An 18,672-nucleotide genomic window follows, 5' to 3' on the forward strand; every position below is an offset into this window, starting at 1 on the left:
AAAATTTTTTTAAAATATACTACAGATGTAATATATATCTATAATCTTTTGTAATTTTACCAGATGGAATTAAGCATTGGAGAAATGGCACTCATTGCCGTAGCAATAGTGGTCTTATTCGGCCCTGATAAACTTCCTCAGATTGCACGTGACTTAGGAGCAGGTGTAAGGAAGATGCGTGGCGCAGTGGAAGATATAAAAACCGAGATCATGAAGGAAACGGATAATCCTGTTTCTGAAATTAAGCGTGAAATCGAGAAAGTAAAAGATGCTGCAAAAGATTTTAATCCGGTGAAAGATATCCAGAAAGATATTCTTACAGAGCCTCAGGCATCCAATGAACCTCCAAAACCAAAGCCTTCTGAAGATGAAACTTATGAAGGGCCAGTAAGCAGATAATATGGAGGAAATTATTCAGGAAGATAAAAAGGTTTTTTTGTTTCTCAATAATTTGGGAGACTCTTCTTTTGACCAGTTTTGGATGCTGATTTCCAGTACCTGGATTTGGGTACCGCTTTATATTATTTTTTGTTATTTCTTGTACAAAAATTATAAGCTGAGATCTTTAGCTTTTATTTTAATATTTGTTGCCATCGGAGTGACGGTTTCTGATCAGCTGGCAGGTGTTTTCAAGCACGGTGTGGAAAGACTAAGACCTTGCCACGATGCTACTTTACAAAGCCACATGAGGATTGTAAAATGTGGCGGGAAGTTTGGGTTTTATTCTGCACATGCGTCCAATACATTCTTTCTGGCGGCTTATTTAACTGTTTTACTGAGAAAGAAAATGCGCTGGTTGCCGTATGCCATATTTGTATGGGCAGCAGTGGTTTCTTATAGCCGTATATATTTAGGAGTGCATTTCCCGGTAGATATTTTGGTGGGGGCGTTTGTTGGTACTTTATTGGGAGTGATTTTTAGTGCACTCGCTACAAAAGTCATCAACAAACAAAATATATCATGAAAAAACATTTACTTATTCTACTTTCGGTAGTTTCTTTTTTTAATGTGTACGCACAGGACAAAAAAATTGCTGAAGAATGCTTCCAGAAAGGAGATTACAACTGTGCCGAAGAGCAATATTCAAAATTGGCACAAAAAGAAACGATTCATAAATTCCAGTCGGATTATTATAATTATCTGGGCACGGCTCAGAGAAGATTAGGCAAAACCACACTGGCGATTAAATCTTACGAAGCTGCATTAAAGGCAAATCCTTTATCGATACCAGTTTATGTAAATTTAGGGTCTATTCATAGCCAGAAAGGAAACAAACAGGCAGCTATGGATTACCTTAATAAAGGGCTTCGTATTGATCCCGAAAATGCAGATCTTTATCTCACACGGGCTAAAGTGTATGAAAATTCGGATAAAAAGGATCTCGCCGAAAAAGATTTAAAACAAATTCTGACATTTGCTCCGGATAATATTTTTGCAAGAACAAGGCTGGCAAATCTTAAGAAAAATAACGGGGATGTTGAAGGTGCCTTAAAAGATTATAACCAGTTGATTTCCGAAAAACCGGAATCTTTATTATACAGTGGAAGAAGCGATGTGTATGTAAAGCTGAAAAAATATAAGGAAGCATTGGCAGATGTGAACAAAGCCATTTCTGTCGACCCGAAATTTGCCCAGGCTTATATAAGCAAAGCGATCATTCTATTGGAAACAGCAAAACCGAAAGAAGCCTGTGCCAGTTTAGACAAAGCGGTGAGTTTAGGCTACGAAAAATCTGCATTGGCTGAATATTATGCTAAATGTGAAATAAAAAAATAAATATAACCAACAAATGAAACTACAAAATCTTAGACAATTGGCGACTGCCATTTTAATTTTCGGAATTTCTGTTACAGCTCATGCCCAGCAATCGGAAGTACAGACTGAAAGAAATTCTCTTCTGGAAGCTGCTTTAAAAAGATCTGAAGAACCAACATCAAAATCTGTTTTCTTCATCAACAAAACTCAAAGTGATATAGAAACGGTAAAGAATATTCCTTCAAAAAATGTAAAATCTGTAAAAGTTCTTATCGGTGACAATGTTAAGAAAAAATTCAGAGAGAAAGGTATTAATCAACTGGTTATGGTAACAACAAAAGATTAACTGTTATCAGAATAAAAAATTAAATAATTCATGCTGAACATCGTTCTTGTAGAACCGGAGATCCCAAACAATACGGGCAATATCGGAAGATTATGTGTAGGAACAGAAAGCAGACTGCACCTTATTCATCCGTTTGGATTTGTGATTAATGATAAAAATTTAAAGCGTTCAGGCTTGGATTATTGGGTTCATCTTGATGTCACCGAGTATGAAAATGTAGACGAATGGATGGAAGTAATTCCCGATCTTTCCCGCGTTTTCCTTATGAGTTCACATGCCGAGAAATCCTATCTGGAAACCGATTTTCAGGATGGCGACTGGCTTGTTTTCGGGAAAGAGAGTGTTGGCTTGAGTAAAGATGTTCTGGATCGTTTTGAAAATCATTTAACGATTCCTATGTCTAAACTCATACGAAGCTTTAATATTGCGAATTCCGTTGCTTTCGTGGTGGGTGAAGCAAAGAGGCAGATTAATTTAAAAAAATAATGTTACTGAATATTTAGTCGTTATGATAAGGTTTTCCCTGTAAAATCTGATCGGCACGATATATCTGTTCTACGATAAATAACCGGATCATCTGGTGCGTAAATGTCATTTTGGATAATGACATTTTTTCGTTGGCTCTGTTGTAGATTTCTTCCGAAAATCCATAAGCCCCGCCAATGAGAATATGGATTTTTTTCACTGAAGAATTCATCCAGTTGTCAATTTTCTGGGCAAATTCTCTGCTGGTAAACTGTTTGCCTTTTTCATCTAGAATCACTACAAGATCAGTTCTGTCGATGTGATTCATAAACAGTTTTGCTTCTTCTTTTTTCAACAGATCCGGAGAAAGGTTTTTCGCATTTTTTACATCAGGAATTTCAACGATTTCAAAATTCCAGTGTTTAGGAAGGCGTTTCAGGTAATAATTAATTAAAGAAGTGATTTCCTTGTCGTCTGTTTTACCAATACAAAGCAAATTGATCTGCATGTTCTGTTTTACTTATTTTAAAGGTCAAAGATATTCATAAATTAAGGAACGTCATAATCGGTATCATTTTTAGGATATTTAAAGTTTAAAAAAATCATTACTTTTGTGGTAACACCAATTCGATGAAAGCAAAAATCCTTTCTTCTCTGTTTTTATGTTTCTCGTTAATTTCTTATGCACAGGAAGTTAATGAGGATCAGATTCAAAGATATATCGAGGAGGATAATAAAAGAATTTCAGTTGTTACAGGTTTGAGCTATCTTCACAATACTTTTGGCCTGCTGTACCAGGATAAAATTTTCAGGTTAAGACCTAATGATGCTTTTTATACAGAATTTTTTCTTCGCTACAGATGGCTGGATGTGAGCTTTTCTTTTGCTCCAAAACTTACAAGAATCAATAATGATGATCCGGAAAAAGGAAAATCGAGATACTTCAATTTTGGCTTTACTTTTTTTCTGAGTCCAAAACTGCGGCAATATGTTTATTTTAGCCAGGTAGCAGGCTTATATTTTCAGGATACCAAAGAATTTATGCGTATGCTGTATGGAAATGGGTATAATGAAGAAGGCTATCTGCAGTTTCCTGATGCAAAATACCGTTCGTACAAAGGGGAAACAAGCTATCTGTGGCTTGGAAATAAAACCGACTACAGAAGCTTCAATAATATGACTTACAAACCTTTGAAAGATGTATTTGTGGTGAGTACCGGACTTTTTTACCAGTATAATATTCTCAGTCATGTTGATAAAACTATTTATCAGGGGGAAATTTTTAATGAAACGGGTGAAGAATCTCCGTCAAAAGATATGAGGATTGCTCTAAGATCGGGCGCCGGAATTCAGAAAAAGATAAAGAATAATTGGTATGTAATTGTAGAAGCTTATCCCGAATTTTATTATTCGAAGCTGATAGATGAAGATTTTCATGAATTTAATGTAGGCTTGTATTCCAATGCAAGAATTGGCTATGATAATGGAAAATTGTTTTTCGGTGGTGGTACGCAGCTCAACTGGATCAACAGTTCTAATGAGAATTTTTATTCCACAACCCAATGGTTGTTCAGGATAGGAGTGGGTTTCCGGTTTAATTCACCTACATTTGTAAACAGAAATTTTGATAAAATAGATAATATCCTCAAGTAAAATGGCTATAAAACTTCCGAAATTTATCTTGAAAGTTCAGGAATTTTTTGATGATATACATATTCCTGTATTGGGAATATCACTTTGGCAGATGTTTCAGATCTATATCCGCGGTATTTTTAAAGATAAAATAGGCCGGAAAGCGGCTGCCATTTCGTGGAGTTTTACCATCAGTTTATTTCCCTTTATACTTTTTCTTCTCTCTGTTTTGCCACATATGCCGCTTTATGATAAGCTTCAGTTCTATATTTTTGAAGTATTGATTCATAATGTTTTTCCTGCAAAAATGGAAAATGACGTGAGGGGATATATTGAAGATAGTATTATTCCCAATATGAAGGGAATCAGTAATTTAACGATTGTTTTAGCCTTGGTTTTTGCGACCAACGGAACTTTTTCCTTAATCAATGGATTTAATGAAAATACGGACGAGAAAATGTCTGACGTGAAAGAATTCATCCTTTCCTTTTTTATTACCATAGGATTTATTAGTATCGTATTTTTAGCACTTTTTGGGGTGTATTATTCTGAAGTTGTTTTAAAACTTTTTACGCCTGTTTACGATGTTTCCTGGCTCGTTGACAATCTTTCCAAAATCATCGGATTCGTTTCTTTCCCGATTTTTTATTTCATCCTGTTAACATTATTCTATTGGCTGGGAACGGTAAGGATTGCTAGGTTTAGACAGGCCATTCCGGGTGCGATTCTAACGACAGTTCTGTTTGTGGCAACAACGTATGGTTTTGCCCTGTATGTAAAAAATATCGCCCGCTATAACGTACTTTACGGCTCTATAGGAAGTATGATTCTTCTCATGGTTTGGGTTAATGTAAACGTCTATCTTCTTCTTTTCGGAAATGAATTGAATATGGCCATCAGAAAGCTCCGAATCGAAAAATTACTGTCGGACGAAATAAAAAAAGAGGCGTTGGAATTCCGTGCACAAAAATCGGAGCCTAATCTGGAAAGCGATGAAGAGCACAGAAGGAATTTCCTTAAAAATGAAGAAGAAGAAAGCTAATCTTCCTCCGGAATTCCCTGCTTTTTACAACAGGCATTTAAGATCAGATATCCTAAAACTGCAGATAAAAGGGAAGCGATCAGAATGGCAAACTTAGCATTATCCTGAATTTCAATTTCTTCTTTGAAAGAAAGCAAAGCAATAAAAATTGACATTGTAAAACCAATTCCTGCAAGCAATCCAACTCCCAACATTTGTGTCCACGAGCTATTTTGAGGCAATGAACTCAGCTTTAGCTTAGTCGCGATAAATGAAAATAAGTTAATTCCTATTAATTTTCCTAAAACAAGACCAAAGATAATTCCTAAACCTAAAGTACTAGATATTCCGGCAATCATATCAGAAGTGAAGGTGATATTGGTATTGGTTAACGCAAAAACCGGCATGATGATAAAGCCTACCGGAAAGTGCAGCTGGTGTTCCAATTTTTCTAAAGGCGAAATTTCTACATCAGAAACATTGGTAGGAATTGAAAATGCCAGCAAAACTCCTGCAATCGTAGCATGAATTCCTGAGTGATGCAGAAAATACCATAAAAATAGCCCGGGAATAATGTAGAAAATGATCTTTGTAACCTTTAAAAAATTTAATAAAAACAATAAAGCAACTATTCCAAAAGACAAGAATAAGTAGATCCAGTGGATCTGCTCGGTATAAAATATGGCAATCACTAAAATTGCTCCTAAATCATCAACAATAGCCAGCGCTGCAAGGAAAATTTTAATAGAATTCGGAACCTTTTTTCCAAGCATTGATAAAATTGCTAATGAAAACGCGATATCTGTAGCCATCGGGATTCCCCAGCCGTTTCCGTATGCTGTATCCAAATTGAAAAGTGTATAAATCATTGCGGGAACCAGCATTCCACCCACAGCAGCAAAAATAGGCAGTGACGCATTTTTGAAGGAAGAAAGTTCACCTTCAACGATTTCTCTTTTGATCTCCAGCCCCACCAAAAGGAAAAATACAGCCATTAATCCGTCATTAATCCAGATGTTGACAGAATATTTCAAATGAAAAATTTCCGTCCCGATTTCTTTATTTAAAAACTGCTGAAAGTTTTCGGAAAAAGCTGAATTCGCAATTAATAATGAAATTAAAACGCAAAAAATCAAAATGATCCCGGACGATTGGCTGCTTTGGAAAAATTTTTTAAAATATACCGATAGATTCATGTTTAAGATTGTATTCTCCTTATTCTTGAAACTCCGTTGATGTCATTCAGTTTTTTAAATGTCTGTTCCAATTGATTTTTATTTTTAACTTCAAGAATAATATTTCCCGTAAAAATACCGTCGTTAGACTCGATCGACATACTCTTCATATCCATCCCCATCGCACCGCTGATGACGGTGGTAATATCGTTGATCATACCCATTCTGTCCAGACCTTCAATCTCGATTTTCACTCTGTTTTTGAAGCTTTCAGCATTTACCCACTTCGCCGGGATAACCCTGTAATCGTACTGAGCACGAAGGTTAATCGCATTCGGACAGCTGTCACTGTGAACCTTGATTCCTTCAGAAATTGTAATAAACCCAAAAATCTTATCTCCCGGAATTACTGTACAGCATTTAGCGTACGTGTAATTGAGCTTTTCCTCATCTTTTCCAAAGACGATCATATCGAGATTCTGCTCTTTTGGTTCTATGTAAACAGCATTTTTTGAAGGAGATTTTCTGAATCTTGAAAGTAAGTTGTTGAATACATTTTTACTTTCAATATATTTTCTTAAACTGCTTGCATCCAGTTCGTTGCTTTGGAATTTAAGGAAAAGCTCCTGTGAACTTTTAAGGTTGAAGAATTTTTGAAGCTTGTTGATCTCTTCATCATTAAAATTGATTTTCGCATGACGGAGTTTTCTTTGCAGAATTTCTTTACCATCTTCTACCAATTGATTCTTCTGTGAATTTAAATAACTCTTGATCTTCGACTTGGCCTTTGAGGTAACAACAAATTCCAGCCAGTCGGATTTTGGCTTCTGATTTTGAGAAGAAAGAATATCCACCTGATCTCCGTTTTGAAGAACATACGAGATCGGAACCAATTTACCATTAATTTTTGCTCCTAAACATTTCATTCCCAGATCCGAGTGAACGGAAAAAGCAAAGTCGAGGGCAGTAGCATTGGTTGGTAAAATTTTAATTTCGCCTTTAGGAGTAAAGACAAAAACTTCTTTTGAATATAAATTGAGTTTAATATTATCCAAAAGTTCCGATGTGGAAAGATTTTGTTGCTGTTCCAGAACTTCACGGATTTCGGTTACCCAATTTTCAAAATTCCGGTCTTCAGAACTTTGTTTATAACCTTCTTTGTATTTGTAGTGTGCGGCAACCCCTTTTTCTGCAATTTCATCCATTCTTTCGGAACGGATCTGTACTTCAATCCACTTTTTATCGGGGCCAAGAACTGTTAAATGCAAACTTTCATACCCCGTGGAACGAGGCTGGGTAATCCAGTCGCGCATCCTTGAAGGGTTACTGTGGTAAACATCCGTTACGATGGAATAAATTTTCCAGGCCAGGAATTTTTCGTTCTTAGCATCTGATTTATAGATGATTCTGATGGCATAATTGTCGTATACTTCTTCAAAAGAAACTCCCTGCTTCAGCATTTTTCTGTAAATAGATGAAATTGCTTTCGCTCTGCCTTTAATCTTAAAGTGTAATCCTTCTTCTTCTAATTTCTGAGAAACTTCCTGGGTAAACTCCTGAATATATCTTTCACGGTTTTCTTTTGCCAGTTCCAATTTCTCCGTTATTTCACTGTAAACTTCGGGATTATTATATTTCAGGGATAAGTCTTCCAGTTCGGATTTAATATTATATAAGCCCAAACGGTGCGCCATCGGAGCGTAAATGTAAACCGTTTCAGAGGCAATTTTCTTCTGTTTGTCCGGAGCCATGCTTTCCAGTGTCCGCATATTGTGAAGACGGTCGGCAATCTTAATTAAAATTACTCTGAAATCTTCAGAAAGAGTAAGTAATAATTTCCTGTAGTTTTCAGACTGTACAGAAATATTCTGATGGTTCATGATGGATATTTTTGTCAGTCCATTCACGATATTGGCTATTTTTTCGCCAAAAATTTTCTTTAAATCTTCGTAAGTATAATCCGAATCTTCAATGACGTCATGCAGAAGTGCACAGGCAATGGAGGTAGCACCCAAACCGATTTCGGTAGCAACAATTTTGGCAACAGCAATAGGATGGTAAATATAGGGTTCACCAGATTTTCTTCGTTGATCTTTGTGTGCATCCAGGGCAATATCAAATGCTTTCCGGATGAGTTTGTTGTTTTCCTCATCAAGTGTTCGGTATGTATTCGATATCAGATCTTTATATCTTGCAAGGATTTCCTTGTTTTCCAGTTCTAAGTCGTAACTCATTTGTGTAAAGGGCCTTTATTTACACGAAAATACGAAAATTTTTGCACTTTTCAAACAGTAAAAAATCCGCAGAAAGCTCTGCGGATTTTCGGTCGTTAGTTTTTATCTTAAATTGTTTAGAATTTTACTTCAGAGTCCATTCCTGAAGTTGAAGTTTTAATTTTCACATCGGGACAATTGTGGATCTCCGCTTTGTTTCTGGCGTCGATAAACCTTTTCAGGTTTGGGTAATTGGCCTGATTGATTTCCATATTTTCAAAGAGATATGTTTTTAGGGCAGTATGTTGGTTGAAAACATTTCTTGCATGATCTGCCTGGTCAATATCTTTTACGGCGACACTTACTAAATATTGTGAGTGAAGATTTTCGTCATTAAGATATACAATGTAATCTGAATTCTGAAAGCCTGAGTTTTCAAGGTCAGCTTCCAATTTCTTGTAATCGCTGCGATGTTCAAATAATCCAGCTAATATATTTGACATAAGCAATAGTTTTAAATTGTACTTAAAGATAAGATTATTTTCTTTATGTTTTAAATATTTTTTAAAATAATTATTAATTAGTTATTTTATCTATAATTTATTAATGATTTTTATAATATTATCTATTGAACAAATGTTTGATTTAATGTTAAATTGAAAATTGTATTGATGAACTATTCTTTACTCAAAGTGACTTGTATAATGGTAGAAAATAATTCAAATTTGTAATCTGAAAAATTAATCAATCATGAAAAAAATGATAGCGGCTTTTTCGCTCTTCACTTCGCTTTTACAGGCACAATACAATTGGTCGGTTTTTTCTTATCCACCTTCAAACGGAACCGGAAGATATGATGATGTATTTTTTCTGAACGAAAATGTAGGATGGGCAGCAAAAGGAGGAAACGGAGCGGTTTTTAAAACAACAAACGGCGGAGCGAACTGGATACAGCAGACAGTAAGCACGGCAACGAATCAATATTACAGGAATATAGAATTTCTCAATGAAAATGTAGGTTTCCTTGGAACATTGAACAATAATTTTTATAAAACCGTAGACGGAGGAAATTCATGGCAAAGAGTGGATAATATCTCACCCTATCCACAGGCGATCTGCGGTCTTGACTGTGTGGGAACTTCCACGGTTTATGGTTGTGGCGCCTGGTTTTATCCGGCTTATATCATCAAATCAACAGACAGCGGCAATACCTGGCAATATATTGATATGTCGAGCTATGCGAATGCTCTGGTAGAAGTTGCTTTTGTATCGGAAAATGTGGGATACGCAGGTGGAAACGATGATGATGGAGGAGTACTTTTAAAAACAATGGATGGTGGAAATACGTGGACTAAAATTTATAACACTTACACTCCGAATGATTATGTATGGAAAATACAGCTTTTAGGGAATAATATTTTCTGCTCCATAGAATCTGAATTGCCAAATACCGGAAAATTATTAAAATCTCTGAATGGAGGCTTTAGCTGGGAAACTAAAGATTTTCCGGATCATTACGTTCAGGCAGTTGGGTTTACATCAGCAACTCATGGCTGGATGGGCGGTCACAACACCGGGTTTTATGAAACTTTTGATGGCGGAACTACATGGAATAACACAGGAATCGGAGGATCTTTAAACCGAATTTTTATCATCAATGATAATGTAGCGTATGCAGCGGGAACGAATGTTTATAAAATGACTAAAGGGACACTTTCGACTCATGAAGTCTCTACTGAAAAGCAGGATAGAAAATTACAGGTAGAAGTTGTACCCAACCCTGTTAAAGACAGACTTAATCTGAATATAGACTATGTGCATTCTGACCATATAATTATCGGTTTGTATGATGCTTCGGGAAAGTTTATTAAAAATATTTTAAAAGATAATATCAACGATAAAGGACTGAAAAAATATTCTTTAGACTTTAATTATCCAAAAGGGAATTATTTACTTGATATCCATTCAAATTTAGGAAGGCAGTCTATTAAAATCATTAAAAATTAGCAAAGAAAAAGCGCAGAACAGTCTGCGCTTTTGTATCTATTTAAATTCTTTCGTTTTTAATCTCTTCAACAATTTCAGGATTTAATAAAGTGGTAATATCTCCGAAATTACTGAAATCTCCTTCTGCAATTTTTCTCAGAATTCTACGCATGATTTTCCCTGAACGTGTCTTCGGAAGTCCCGAAACAAACTGAATTTTGTCTAATTTAGCAATCGGTCCGATCTGATCTGAAATCAGTTGATTGATCTCTTTTACCAAATTTTCCTGCTTTCTGTCTGCTCCAGTATCTTTTAAAATGACAAAACCGTACAAAGCATTTCCTTTGATATCATGAGGATAACCAACAATTGCAGATTCTGCTACAGCCGGGTGTTCGTTGATGCTGTCTTCAATTGGTGCAGTTCCCAGATTATGTCCTGAAACGATAATTACATCATCAACACGGCCTGTAATTCTGTAATATCCAACTTCATCCCTTAATGCACCGTCTCCTGTGAAGTATTTTCCGGGGAAAGCCGAGAAATAGGTTTCTTTATATCTTTGGTGATCGCCCCAAATCGTTCTTGCGATTCCCGGCCAAGGAAAACGGATACAAAGGTTTCCTGTTACTTGGTTTCCTGAGATTTCATTACGCTTGTCATCCATTAAGACAGGCTGAATTCCCGGCAAGGGCAGGGTAGCGTAGGTAGGTTTGGTCGGAGTAACAAAAGGCAGCGGTGAAATCATAATTCCTCCGGTTTCTGTCTGCCACCAGGTATCTACAATCGGACATTTTTTCTTTCCGACATGATCGTTGAACCAATGCCATGCTTCATCATTAATCGGTTCTCCAACCGATCCGATAACTTTTAATGAACTTAGGTCATGTTTATCAACCCATTCCGCACTTTCTTTAGCTAAAGAACGGATGGCTGTCGGAGCAGTGTAGAATTGGGTAATTTTATGCTTGTCAATAACTTCCCAGAATCTGTCTGGCTGAGGATAAGTAGGAACCCCTTCAAAAATTACGGTGGTTGCACCATTTAAAAGTGGTCCGTACAAAATATATGAATGCCCTGTAATCCAACCGATATCGGCAGTACACCAATAAATATCATTTTCTTTATAATTGAAGACATTTTTAAAAGTATAAGCAGTATACACCATGTATCCGGCAGAAGTATGAAGCATTCCTTTCGGTTTCCCTGTCGATCCGGAAGTGTAGAGGATGAATAGCGGATCTTCGGCATCCATTATGATGGTGACAAAATCGGCAGAAGCTTTTTCATATAAATCTGCCAACCAATGATCTCTTCCTTCTTTCATCTTGATTTCGTTGTGTGTTCTCTTCACCACCAAGACCGATTCTACAGAAGGTGTTTTTTCTAAAGCTTCATCAACAATGCTTTTCAGGTCTAAAACTTTGCTTCCTCTGTAACTTCCGTCTGAAGTAATCACCATTTTTGCTCCACAGTCGTTCACTCTCGAAGAAACTGCTGATGCAGAAAACCCAGCAAAAATAACGGAGTGAACAGCCCCTAATTTTGCACAGGCCAGCATGGTAATTGCCAATTCCGGAATCATCGGAAGATAGATGCAGACTCTGTCTCCTTTCTCGATGCCCATGTCTTTTAAAACATTAGCCGTTTTGTTGACTCTTGTATATAATTCGCTGTAAGAAATATGTTGTGCTTCTTCTTTCGGATCGTTGGGTTCCCAGATGATTGCTGTTTTTTCGCCCCTTACGGAAAGGTGTCTGTCTAAACAGTTTTTGGTGATATTCAGTTTTGCATTTTTAAACCATGTAATTTTTGCTTCATTCATATCATATTTCACCACCTTGCTCCATCTCTGGTACCATACAAAATTTTGATCGGCAATCTTGTCCCAGAATTTTTTAGGATTTTTGATAGATTTTTTGTATTCTTCAAAATAGTGTGGCAAATCTTCTATTAAGTAATTTCTCATATCCTTTTCCTTTTTTGAAATTTGAATTTTTTATTATTTAAATTTATAGTTAATTTCTTGTTTAAACCCTATATTCCCTGATTTTTTGCTGGATTTCCTCAATAATTTTTTCATCATCAATCGTCGATGGAATCTGAAATTCTTTACCATCAATAATGGTCCGTATTAATTTTCTTAAAATTTTTCCGGAACGCGTTTTAGGTAATCTTTTCACAACCATCACAGATTTGAGAAAAGCTACCGCTCCGATTTTTTCTCTGACGCTTTGAATGATTTCTTTTTCGACGTTTTCCTCTGAAATTTCAGAACCGTTTTTCAAAACGATGGTTGCGAAAGGAACCTGTCCGCGCAAATCATCATCGATTCCTACGACGGCACATTCTGCAACATCAGGATGTGAAGAAACGATTTCCTCCATTTCGGAAGTTGAAAGCCGGTGACCAGCAACATTAATCACATCATCAACTCTTCCCGTGATGAAAATATAGCCATCTTCATCTTTGATCGCTCCGTCTCCAGAAAAATAGTAACCTTTATATTGTGACAAGTAGCTTTTTTCAAATCTTTCGTAATCATTCCAGATGCCTAAAAGAGCTCCGGGAGGAAGCGGAAGTTTGATGACCAAATATCCTTCTTTATGTTCGTTTAATTCCAATCCGTTTTCATCAAAAATTTTAATGTCATAACCCGGAATTGGTTTTCCTGCAGAAGCCCTTTTTATTTGATAGTTTTCATTAAAAGTCATTAAGCCTAACATTGGCGAGCCTGACTCTGTCTGCCACCAATGGTCGATTGCAGGAACTCCGATGTGTTCTGCAAACCAATCCAACGTTGCAACATCGCATCTTTCACCTGCTAAAAACTGTTTTTTGAAATGACTTAAATCGTGTTTTTTTACCAATTCTCCATTCGGATCTTCTTTTTTAATTGCACGAATCGCAGTCGGAGCAGTAAACATGGCTAAAACTTTATGTTCAGAAATAATTCTCCAGAAAGTTCCTGCATCGGGAGTCATAATCGGTTTCCCCTCAAAAATTACCGTTGTATTTCTGTTAATTAAAGGTCCGTAAACCGTATAACTGTGACCAACCGCCCAGCCAAAATCTGAAGCCGCCCAAAAAGTTTCGCCCTGTTTAATTCCGTAAATGTATTTCATCGAAAATTTCAAAGCAGTTGCGTAACCTCCTGTATCCCTTGTAATTCCTTTAGGTTTTCCGGTAGTTCCTGAAGTATATAAAAGATAAAGCGGATGACTGGATTCCACCAAAACACAATCTGCCGGCTCTGATTTGGAAACCAACTCTTCGTAATCAATAATTCCATCAAACATTTCGTGCCGGTTATCAACTAATTTCCTGTTAAAAACGATAATGTTTTCGACTTTATCGTGCGCCAATTCGATGGCCTTTTCAACCAATGGTAAATAAGGGATTCTTTTGGCAATTTCAATTCCTGCGGTGGCTGTGAGTAGAGCTTTTGGTTTACAGTCATCGATTCTTACCACCAATTCGTGTGGTGCAAAACCTCCAAAAACCACGTTGTGAATGACACCGATTCTTGCGCAGGCCAGCATTGCAAAAAGTGTCTGCGGAATCATTGGCATATAAATCACCGCGGTGTCGCCTTTTTTTAATCCTAAGGAGACCAGGCCGCCTGCCAATTTTGAAATTTCTGATTTTGCCTGATTGTAGGTGTACTTTATTTTTTGATCAGTAACCGGAGAGTCATAAATAATCGCAATTTCTTCTCCGAAGCCGTCTTCAATATGTTTGTCAATGCACAAATAAGATATATTCAGCTTTCCGTCTGCAAACCACTGTGTATAATTGTTTTCATCCTGCGAAATAATCGTTTTCGGGAATTCAAACCATGAGATTTCCTGAGCTTGTTCTTTCCAGAACTGTTCTTTGTTTTCTATGCTTTGTTTAAATAAGTTATTTGTGTTCATATAAGTTTTGTGTTTTAGGTCATTGTTAAAAGCGAAGCAATCTTTTATCTGTTATTTTTAATCTATTCCAGCATTTCTTCAATTTGCTGAATCAGTTTTTTAATGGAATATGGTTTCGTTACATACGCGTCGGCTCCCATTTCAAGTCCTTTCTCAATATCTTTTGGATTGTTTTTGGCACTCAGGAAAAGGACTTTTGTGTTTTCAAGCGCTTTATTTTTTTTAATTTCTTCTAATGTGCTGTACCCGTCAAGGTTTGGCATCATGATATCGAGTAAAATCACATCAGGAGTCAGTATTTTCAGAAATTCCAACACTTCTGTTCCGTCTCGGGCAATAAAAACTTCATACCCGATTTTTCTGAAACTGTATTCTAACGACATTAGTATTTTGTGTTCGTCATCCGCAATTACTATCTTTTTCATTGTGTATTTTCTGCTTTAAAGTTCAACTTCATTGTTTTTATATTTTTCTTTGGGGAACCCGAAGGGTTCAATTTTAATAGCCGTAGGTGAAACCTATGGAATTACGTATTATGATTGGGATCAGATCAACCCGTAGGGTTGAATATATTATTTTCATCAAAGTCAATTCCATGTTCAGCTAAAAGCTTTTTAAATTCATCTTCAAACGTTTCCGTTTTATGATATTCTTTTTGATTTTTTATATAATTTATAATTGTTTCTTTGTCTTTAAATGAAACAGTAAAAGCGCCATAACCTTCCTGCCATCCAATGAATTCAGGGAATAATCCCGATTCTTTCATCCATAAATTTGTAGCAACTTTAATATCTTTTACCAAATTGCTGAGATTTATATTTGGATGAAGATCGCAAAAAATATGAATATGATCGGGCATTCCATTTATTCTGTATAATTTACATTTTTTATTGTTTAAAATACCCCAAATATATTTGTATATTTCTGATTCATTCTTTTCATTAATTGTTGGTTCTCTGTGTTTTGTTCCGAAAACAATATGATAAAATATTTGTCGATAGGTGCCCATTTTTCATTTGTGTTTTTATTGTTGAACCCTTCGGGTTCTATTATTATGTGCTTATTTTTGTTTTCATAGGTTTCACCTACGGTTATTGGTGTTGAACCCTGTCGGGTTCTGATTGCGTTATGTTTATTCTGTTCCCATAGGTTTCACCTACGGCTACTGTTATTGAACCCTTCGGGTTCTCCGTCCTCAACATCAATCCTTCTCGGCAAAGTCACCGTAAAAGTCACTCCCAATCCACTGTTTTCTGCTTTTATTTTTCCACTGTGGGCTTCGACAATCCTTTTTGAAATGGCCAATCCGAGTCCGCTTCCGGTGGGTTTTAAGATGTTTTGATTTTTCGACTGGTAAAACTTATCAAAAATCATTTCCAAATCTTCTTCAGGTATATTTTTTCCGGTATTAAATATTTTAATAATTAAATCATTTTCTTTTTCCAAAAATTTAGTTTGAATAGTTCCCTGTTCATCGGTGAATTTTAAGGCATTTCCTATAATATTCTGAAACAACTGAATCATTCTCGCTTCATCATATCTCGAAATATGATTGTTCAATAAATCGACTTCACTGATATTAATAAACTTTTGGTGAATTAAATGCAGAATCGGATTTAATGCCTTTTTATAAGTCTCAATAATGTCATTTTCCTGTATATTTAAGGCGATTTCACCATGCTGGAGCTTATCCAGATATAAAATATCATTGATGATTTCACTTAGGCGGTCAGATTCCGTGATGATGTTGTTTAAAAATTCTCTTTTAATTTCTAATGGAATATCGTCGTCATCGGCTAAAATTTCTCCTGCTGAGCGGATTGCTGTGATCGGCGTTCTCAGTTCATGCGCAACAGAATCCAGGAAATCATCTTTCTGTCGGTCCTTTACAATTAAATTTTCATTGGCAATTGTAAGGTCGTTGGAAAGCTGCTTTAACTCTTCAGACTTTTCAGTCAGTTTTTTATTTAATGAAATATTTTCCTTTGATTCCTCTAGAATATTTAATACTTCTTTCAATGAAATTTTATCTTCCTTTGTCACACCTTCAATTAAAATCTTCGCAGAAGCGGTACCTATTCTCCCTGCCAAAAGGTTTTCCGAGAACTTAATGAATCTTGAATCTGCGGTTTCGGTCTGAGAATCAATATTGTATTTAATATTAAAAATCCTCATGGCCTGTTCGGTTTTCTTTTTACCTAAAAAACGTTCCAGAATATTTTGAATATCAGAAACATAGGCGGTTCCTCTCCAGATGAAAGCATTCTCGTGATTTTGAATATATTTGTCGATGTCAACATACAGTTCGGCAAAATTTCTCTCGCGGTAATTTCCTTTCGTACTTACAGAAAGAATGCTGAACAAACCTGTATTAACCAAAATAGACCAAAAGAAAATTTCAGGAATTCTGGCTAAAAATGGAATATCAAAAAACTGAAAAGTATTGTACATATCACGCAAAGCTCCTTTCAATTCCTGATTGTAAGAAAAATAGTATTGGGGTATAATTAAACCGAAATAGCAGATGATTAAACCGGCTAAAAGTCCGATTACCGCACCTTTGTAACTTCCTCTTCTCCAGAAAATAGCTCCGAAGAAAGAGGGGGCAAGCTGGGCAATAATGACAAAAGAAATGAGTCCTACCGAATCAAGTGAAGTTTTTAAAATAAAATATTTATAAAACCCAAAGGCTAAAATAACCAATCCAAAAATCGAAAACTTCCTGATATTGGTAATATTTCTGGTGTTCTGAATTTCATTTTCAGCTTTAAATTTTCCCAGTAATCCGTAAGGAATAATCAGGTTGTTGGAAAGCATGATGGATAAGGTGATTGCAGAAATAATAATCATCGAAATGCATGAACTTAAACCTCCCAAAAATACCAAGACGGTAATCAAATTATTGTTAAAATATTGCGGAATTAAAATAGAGTAGAACTCGGGGTTCACATTCTGACCCTGAAAAATCAATCTTCCGCCCCAGGCAATCGGGAAAATAAAGACTGTAAAAATCAATAAATAAAGAGGAAAAAACCAAATGGCTGTTTTGATGTGTCTTTCCTGTCTGTTCTCAACAATGGCGGTGTGAAACTGTCTCGGTAAAATACAGATGGCAGTTCCGGAAATCATGCAGAGAACCATCCAGTTCATCGCACCCTCAATTCCGTTGAATGTATTTTTAGCTTTAAAATCAGAAAATTTACTTGCTTTCTGATACAAATCCGAAAATCCGTCAAATGCGAAATAAATCACGAATAATCCCAAAATAATAATGAAGAACAATTTAAGAAAGCTTTCTAAAGCGATTGCCGAGATAATTCCTAATCGTTTTTCAGAAGCGTCTACATATTTTGTTCCGTAATAAGAGGAAAATACGGCGATTAAAACAACTACAAAAGTGGCATTATCCGTTAAAATATTTTTAGACATCGGAGTTTCCGTGACCAAATGGAAAGTTTCGGAAATTGCTTTGATCTGCAATCCGATGTAAGGAACGATGGCAAAAATGCAAACCAAAGTAATGATGGCGCTGAAACTTCTGCTGTTTCCGTATCGTAAAGAAATAAAATCTGCAAGACTGCTGATTTTGTTAACTCTGGAAATTCGAACAATTCTTGTATTAATGTAAATCCATGCAGGAATGATTATAATCGGTCCGATGTAGATCGGTAAATAATTGAGTCCGCTTGTCGCTGCAACGCCGATACTTCCATAATACGTCCAGGCTGTGCAATAAACAGCTAATGACAAAGCATAGATATACGGATTGTTAATCCAGAACTTACTTTTTTTCTTCTCTGCCAAATGGGCAACTAAGAACAAAAGTGCGAGATAGATTAAAACAACGATAAATAATGCGAAACTACTCATCATATTTTTTTACGATTACAAAAGAAATTAGGATGGAAATCATCCAGACAGCAAACAAATACACCAAAATCATCGGATAACCGAAAACTTCTCTTTCACTGTTAAAAAGCAGTGATACCGGAATGCTGAAGGCAATCAGCAAACCTATGCTTAAAATAATCAGTTTTTGTTCGTGTCTTTTTTTCATAAATGATGAATGATTATTGATAATTGATTGATTCGAATGTTTATTTCCTGATTCAATTTTTCCTTAAAAACGATAATTGATGAACAGACCGAAATCATTCATCAA

18 protein-coding genes are annotated in these 18,672 nt (G+C 36.0%); 8 read left to right on the forward strand and 10 right to left on the reverse strand.

Features of this window, described 5'->3' with window-relative positions; genetic code table 11:
* Window positions 1-63: 63 nt before the first annotated feature.
* From BUA89_RS03030 to BUA89_RS03050, 5 genes are read left to right on the forward strand one after another with little or no spacing between them, the layout of a single operon-like run.
* Window positions 64-399, forward strand: a complete 336-nt coding sequence (locus BUA89_RS03030; protein ID WP_072953142.1) for a Sec-independent protein translocase subunit TatA/TatB — start codon at window positions 64-66, stop codon at window positions 397-399.
* A gap of 1 nt (window position 400) precedes the next feature.
* A complete protein-coding gene (locus tag BUA89_RS03035) occupies window positions 401-964 on the forward strand; it encodes a phosphatase PAP2 family protein (protein WP_072953143.1) in 564 nt (187 codons plus the stop codon).
* Window positions 961-1,776 carry a tetratricopeptide repeat protein gene (locus BUA89_RS03040; protein WP_072953144.1) on the forward strand — a complete coding sequence of 272 codons (816 nt, stop codon included), beginning with the start codon at window positions 961-963 and terminating at the stop codon, window positions 1,774-1,776. Before BUA89_RS03035 ends, BUA89_RS03040 begins: the two co-directional genes overlap by 4 nt.
* Window positions 1,777-1,789: 13 nt before the next feature.
* Window positions 1,790-2,101 (forward strand): hypothetical protein, encoded by a 312-nt coding sequence (locus tag BUA89_RS03045; protein ID WP_072953145.1) that lies wholly within the window; start codon window positions 1,790-1,792, stop codon window positions 2,099-2,101.
* Between the two features lie 30 nt (window positions 2,102-2,131).
* A complete protein-coding gene (locus BUA89_RS03050; RefSeq protein ID WP_072953146.1) occupies window positions 2,132-2,587 on the forward strand; it encodes a tRNA (cytidine(34)-2'-O)-methyltransferase in 456 nt (151 codons plus the stop codon).
* Between the two features lie 13 nt (window positions 2,588-2,600).
* Here the strand turns inward: BUA89_RS03050 and rlmH are convergent, their stop codons facing one another.
* Entirely contained in the window at window positions 2,601-3,074 is a 474-nt protein-coding gene (gene rlmH, locus BUA89_RS03055; RefSeq protein ID WP_072953147.1) for a 23S rRNA (pseudouridine(1915)-N(3))-methyltransferase RlmH, read from the reverse strand.
* A gap of 122 nt (window positions 3,075-3,196) precedes the next feature.
* Between rlmH and BUA89_RS03060 the strand changes: the two genes are divergently transcribed.
* Entirely contained in the window at window positions 3,197-4,219 is a 1,023-nt protein-coding gene (locus tag BUA89_RS03060) for a DUF4421 family protein (protein WP_072953148.1), read from the forward strand.
* Between the two features lies 1 nt (window position 4,220).
* Window positions 4,221-5,240: a YihY/virulence factor BrkB family protein gene (locus BUA89_RS03065; RefSeq protein WP_083531576.1), complete on the forward strand. Its 1,020-nt coding sequence runs from the start codon at window positions 4,221-4,223 to the stop codon at window positions 5,238-5,240.
* On the opposite strand, the gene nhaA is transcribed toward BUA89_RS03065, so the two are convergent.
* The 3 genes from nhaA to BUA89_RS03080 form a co-directional block, all read right to left on the reverse strand.
* A complete protein-coding gene (gene nhaA, locus BUA89_RS03070; RefSeq protein ID WP_072953149.1) occupies window positions 5,237-6,415 on the reverse strand; it encodes a Na+/H+ antiporter NhaA in 1,179 nt (392 codons plus the stop codon). The genes BUA89_RS03065 and nhaA overlap by 4 nt on opposite strands.
* 2 nt (window positions 6,416-6,417) lie before the next feature.
* Window positions 6,418-8,628: a RelA/SpoT family protein gene (locus tag BUA89_RS03075; protein WP_072953150.1), complete on the reverse strand. Its 2,211-nt coding sequence runs from the start codon at window positions 8,626-8,628 to the stop codon at window positions 6,418-6,420.
* A gap of 116 nt (window positions 8,629-8,744) precedes the next feature.
* Window positions 8,745-9,110, reverse strand: a complete 366-nt coding sequence (locus BUA89_RS03080; protein WP_072953151.1) for a hypothetical protein — start codon at window positions 9,108-9,110, stop codon at window positions 8,745-8,747.
* A 247-nt stretch (window positions 9,111-9,357) separates the two neighbouring features.
* On the opposite strand from BUA89_RS03080, the gene BUA89_RS03085 reads away from it, so the two are divergent.
* The gene (locus tag BUA89_RS03085; protein WP_072953152.1) at window positions 9,358-10,614 is read left to right on the forward strand and encodes a T9SS type A sorting domain-containing protein; all 1,257 of its coding nucleotides are present in this window, start codon (window positions 9,358-9,360) and stop codon (window positions 10,612-10,614) included.
* 40 nt (window positions 10,615-10,654) lie between these two features.
* Here BUA89_RS03085 and acs read toward each other — a convergent pair whose 3' ends face one another.
* The 6 genes from acs to BUA89_RS03115 all read right to left on the reverse strand — a co-directional run bounded on the left by acs (window position 10,655) and on the right by BUA89_RS03115 (window position 18,567).
* Complete coding sequence (gene acs, locus BUA89_RS03090) at window positions 10,655-12,562, reverse strand: acetate--CoA ligase (RefSeq protein ID WP_072953153.1); 1,908 nt, start codon at window positions 12,560-12,562, stop codon at window positions 10,655-10,657.
* Between the two features lie 61 nt (window positions 12,563-12,623).
* The gene (locus tag BUA89_RS03095) at window positions 12,624-14,510 is read right to left on the reverse strand and encodes an AMP-binding protein (protein ID WP_072953154.1); all 1,887 of its coding nucleotides are present in this window, start codon (window positions 14,508-14,510) and stop codon (window positions 12,624-12,626) included.
* 62 nt (window positions 14,511-14,572) lie between these two features.
* Entirely contained in the window at window positions 14,573-14,935 is a 363-nt protein-coding gene (locus BUA89_RS03100; RefSeq protein ID WP_072953155.1) for a response regulator transcription factor, read from the reverse strand.
* Window positions 14,936-15,060: 125 nt separating this feature from the next.
* Complete coding sequence (gene tnpA, locus BUA89_RS03105) at window positions 15,061-15,519, reverse strand: IS200/IS605 family transposase (RefSeq protein WP_072953156.1); 459 nt, start codon at window positions 15,517-15,519, stop codon at window positions 15,061-15,063.
* Window positions 15,520-15,662: 143 nt separating this feature from the next.
* On the reverse strand, window positions 15,663-18,380 hold the full coding sequence (locus BUA89_RS03110) for an ATP-binding protein (RefSeq protein WP_072953157.1): 2,718 nt from the start codon (window positions 18,378-18,380) through the stop codon (window positions 15,663-15,665).
* Window positions 18,373-18,567, reverse strand: coding sequence for a hypothetical protein (locus BUA89_RS03115; protein WP_072953158.1), 195 nt, complete (start codon window positions 18,565-18,567; stop codon window positions 18,373-18,375). The genes BUA89_RS03110 and BUA89_RS03115 overlap by 8 nt, the downstream gene beginning before the upstream one ends.
* Window positions 18,568-18,672 lie beyond the last annotated feature (105 nt).

This window comes from Chryseobacterium arachidis, assembly GCF_900129245.1.
In the GTDB taxonomy this organism is placed as follows: domain Bacteria; phylum Bacteroidota; class Bacteroidia; order Flavobacteriales; family Weeksellaceae; genus Chryseobacterium; species Chryseobacterium arachidis.